Annotated in this window: 6 protein-coding genes; all 6 read left to right on the top strand. The window is 33.4% G+C overall.

Translation table 11 applies throughout. The features are described from left to right. Positions 1 to 264: LPXTG cell wall anchor domain-containing protein (locus ACZ2M0_RS09295; RefSeq protein ID WP_490059267.1), on the top strand; the 264-nt coding region annotated here is incomplete at its 5' end. A gap of 216 nt (positions 265 to 480) precedes the next feature. Then, on the top strand, positions 481 to 783 hold the full coding sequence (locus ACZ2M0_RS09290) for a hypothetical protein (RefSeq protein ID WP_490059266.1): 303 nt from the start codon (positions 481 to 483) through the stop codon (positions 781 to 783). 250 nt (positions 784 to 1,033) lie between these two features. After that, positions 1,034 to 1,348 carry a hypothetical protein gene (locus tag ACZ2M0_RS09285; protein WP_490059265.1) on the top strand — a complete coding sequence of 105 codons (315 nt, stop codon included), beginning with the start codon at positions 1,034 to 1,036 and terminating at the stop codon, positions 1,346 to 1,348. Positions 1,349 to 1,441: 93 nt separating this feature from the next. After that, the gene (locus ACZ2M0_RS09280) at positions 1,442 to 1,624 is read left to right on the top strand and encodes a hypothetical protein (RefSeq protein ID WP_490059264.1); all 183 of its coding nucleotides are present in this window, start codon (positions 1,442 to 1,444) and stop codon (positions 1,622 to 1,624) included. Then, the gene (locus ACZ2M0_RS09275) at positions 1,561 to 1,698 is read left to right on the top strand and encodes an SLAP domain-containing protein (protein WP_490059268.1); all 138 of its coding nucleotides are present in this window, start codon (positions 1,561 to 1,563) and stop codon (positions 1,696 to 1,698) included. The genes ACZ2M0_RS09280 and ACZ2M0_RS09275 overlap by 64 nt, the downstream gene beginning before the upstream one ends. A gap of 452 nt (positions 1,699 to 2,150) precedes the next feature. Continuing rightward, the coding region (locus ACZ2M0_RS09270; RefSeq protein WP_490059263.1) for a BspA family leucine-rich repeat surface protein at positions 2,151 to 3,913 on the top strand (1,763 nt) is incomplete at its 3' end.

The raw sequence follows: 3,913 nt of genomic DNA, 5'->3' as shown, positions 1-3,913 counted from the left end.
CGCATAAGCAAACATGATCAAAAATCTGCCACCAAATCAGTCAAAGGCCTCACAGCTAACAAGCATCAGGCTAACCGTCCTGCTAAGCTGGCAGCTGCTGACCGCAAACTAAACAAAAAAGGCAAGCTGGATAAAGGCAGCAGCAATGATGCCTTGCCGCAAACTGGTGCCGAGAAGCACAATAGTTTGGCCATGCTTGCACTAGGCGGTTTGGCCTTGGCCACTGCTCTTGGTGCTGCTTGGCTTGAGCGTAAGAAAGACTAATTCAAAACAAAAACTTTTTAAGCGTAGGATATAGCCTATATTTATATAGCTAACAAAAGTAGTCATAAAAGTATTATGATCTACAGTTAAGCAAGTATCGAAAGAAAGCTAGCTTTTATTAATCAGCAAAAGCACATTTTTTCATAAACGTCTCTCAAAATTTTAGTAATTGAGAGACGTTTTTATATGCTATAAAAACTTTGTCCCAAATAAGACATGAAGAAACTTTTTACTATTTTTTTACATATATATTTATTTACTAGTATCGCTGCTACTGTTCTAGGTTTACTTGCAAATAATACTGAAAATGACTCAAATACTTCTATGGCAACCAAAATTTCAGAGAATTCTAGCTCCACTAATGCTGCAGAAAATAATAATACTAATAACAACACCTTAGACAACAATAGCGCTAATACAGAACCTTCCACAGTAACTACAAGATTAAAAATTTCTAACTCTCCTATTACTTTAGAAGAAGATGAAACTAAAAAGACGCCACTCCTACTCCTGATCTAAACTGGAATGGGATAAAACACAAGGTTTATTAACTGTTTACAATGATACTATTCATAATGAAAATAATGATATAGACTACGCTTTTCACATTAAGGGAGTCAAAAACGATACTGACATCAAGAAAATTAAGTTTAAAGGAACTATTAAAATTTATGGATCTGCCAGTGCACTTTTTAATGGACTTAACTAATTAATCGCAATAGAAGGACTTGACAATCCCGATACTTTTAAAGTTACTGACATGTCTAATATGTTTACTTACTGTAACTCATTGCAAAAGCTTGATACCAAAAATTTTGACATGACAAATGTGCCTGTTGATTTGACGGGCTTGAAGAATAAGGATAAGAATAAAACTATAAACATACTTGCAGGATTGGATAGTTTATGCGCCATAAGTATCAGTAGAACGAATAAATTTGAAGGTACAAGTCTACTTACTAATGGCTATACCAATACATGGATGAACGTGGGTAATGGAACTGAAAAAGAACTTGAAAACAGTCTATCCTTAGATTCGTCAAAATTACCTTGGATTTTACAAGATAAAGTAGACAATTATTAAAAAATAACTAAAGATGAATTTATTCGCTATAACATTATAGTACATTATGAGAACTAAAGCGGAAACCAAATTTCACCAGATGGTTATGTATTCATGGATAAAGAACCTTTTGAAGTGCCAGTTAAGAATAGAGCTGGTTATACTTGTACTGTTGCAAAACCTATAAAGATAAATGATATCCCAACCGATCCAACTAAAATCTTAGAGAACATATATATACAAAGAACACAAATAGTGGCTCAGTCAGCAACGTTTCAGGTGTTAAACGTAAACTGAAACACAATGCTTATATTTACACTAAAAAGCCAAACCAATTAATAATAAATTATTATAGAAAAATCAACAGATAAAAGTGTATTGCAGTACCATTAAGTTTAATAATTAATTTTACTATATCATAGGTAAGAACCAATTTGTTAAGAAAGTAATCTTTTACAAAGTAATAATATATTAATAGAATTAAACCAGTAGTCAGTGCTGCTTATTGAGTTCTTTTTTTTATAACTTAAAATAAAAATAGTAATTACTTTTATTAATAATGCAATATCTACTATTAGACACTAAAAAATCAGCATAGCTAAACTGGTATTTTATCACAAATTAGCAATATTAGTATACTTGTATATAAATTATTCATCTTTTGGTATGTGTGCAAAAAGGACAGTTTAACTTTAAGTAAATAAAATAACGTTCTATCAAATTTAATATAAAATATTTTTCATCTCTAAAAGTCGCGTTGACTTTCAAAAAAACCCGCAATATACTAAATGCGTAATAAAAACCTGATTATAAGAGGATTTATATGAAAACACACAAGAATATATATAAACAAGGAGAAAAGTTGTTTGTTGGGGGCATGACAGCCGCAGCTATAGGATTTTTCAGTGCTAACCCTAAGGCAGTTAAAGCCGATAGCTTATCGGCAGGGTATTTAATGGCACAAAATGTCCAAAGTAGCAGTAAAACTCAGCTTTCTAAAGCAGTTCTTACGGAATCTACTTCGACTGATTCTTTCGAAACAGAACAATCAGAAACTATGGATAAAGATACTGCTAATGATCAACAATTAAATAACAGTAATTCAAGTCAAGAGACAAATGATAGCAACAACATCAATGACAATGACAATTCAGCAAATTCGTCTGCTGCTTCTGAGAAAAATAATACTGATTTAGTTAATAGTGATATTAGTAAAAGAGATACCGAGAATCCTAATATTGTCGAAAGCACTTGGAACAATATAAAAGTCAGTTATGATACCAGTCAAAAATTGTTAACAATTTATGGCGGCACCAAAGAAAAGCCAGTTACAGTTAGTAATCCTAAACCAATTTTGGGAACCTCAGATACGGGATATATTGCAGGAGTTAATCCACTAGATATTACTGATATCAAAATAGACGGTCAACTTAAGTTATCTGGATCAGTCAACTTCTTATTTCATGGCTTAACCAAATTAAAAACGATTGAAGGCTTGGATAATCTTGATACTTCAGAAGTAACAGATATGTCGGAAATGTTTTCCGATTCAACAATGTTGCTTAAATTAGATTTATCAAACTTTAATACTGTCAAAGTGACACGCATGTACAACATGTTTCACAATTGTATTAATTTAAGGTACTTAGATATTCACAGCTTTAATATGGCTAACACGTCAAACGTCGCGGGAATGTTACTTACCTTGGAAAGCTTAAAAGTATTGAAATTAGGAAAGGATAATAAAATTGGTCTTTCCGATTTTCAGAATAAAGCGCACTGGAACAGCTTAGGATCTGGAAGTATTAATAACCCAGCAGGTAAAGAAAATTGGACTTCAAAACAGGTTGAAAAAAATTATAACAGTAGTAACATTTCTGATACCTTTATATCAACCATAGCAAATCCAGTTTTTGTTCATTTTCGTGATGAGAACGGTAACCAGGTTACTGATCAGAATGGCAAAATTGTACCTGATACTGTTGAGATCGGTGAAATAGGAACACAACCTAAAGCTCCTGAAGAATTTGACTGTTATAAGAATGCAAATATTACTGATTACACTTTGAAGAAGATTTTCATAAACGGAAGCGAAGTTACACCTGGTTCAGCTGAAGATATCGTGGATTTCAAACTATTAATTAATGATGACGGACCTGATATTTGCGCTAATCAAGATGTTACTTTTGTTTTTGGAAAAGAACAAATAAAGTCTCAGACGCTCACTGTTTCTTATCATGACCTGAACGGAAAAACTTTAAAAGATGATTTTGTAACTAGTGTTACTTCTAAAAAGTCTACCACGGTAACAGCTGATGAGATAAAAGGCTATACTCTCATTAAAATTTCGATTAACGGGAAGCAGGTTGACTTCGATCCAAACGCTGCTGGTCAGTACTCTACAGAAATTTTATATTCTGATGACCTGACTGAGCAAAACGTTGTCTTTGTCTACGAGCCTGATGCAGAAAGCAACGTCACCGTCTTCTTCCAAGACGAAAAAGGAAAAGACCTGGCTGAGCCGGTCCACCTGTCCGGCACTTTCGGCAGCACCTATGAGTCAAAGCCGCAAACGATTACCGGCTG

It is taken from the genome of Lactobacillus sp. VURO6/B1 (VP7), from assembly GCF_058139575.1.
This window is presented reverse-complemented; position numbering and strand designations above follow the sequence as displayed.

Excerpts from the sequence above, each read along its gene's own strand:
- ACZ2M0_RS09290 (WP_490059266.1), top strand. The coding sequence starts at position 481 with ATGAAGAAACTTTTTACTATTTTTTTACATATATATTTATTTACTAGT.
- ACZ2M0_RS09285 (WP_490059265.1), top strand. The coding sequence starts at position 1,034 with ATGTTTACTTACTGTAACTCATTGCAAAAGCTTGATACCAAAAATTTT.
- ACZ2M0_RS09280 (WP_490059264.1), top strand. The coding sequence starts at position 1,442 with ATGGATAAAGAACCTTTTGAAGTGCCAGTTAAGAATAGAGCTGGTTAT.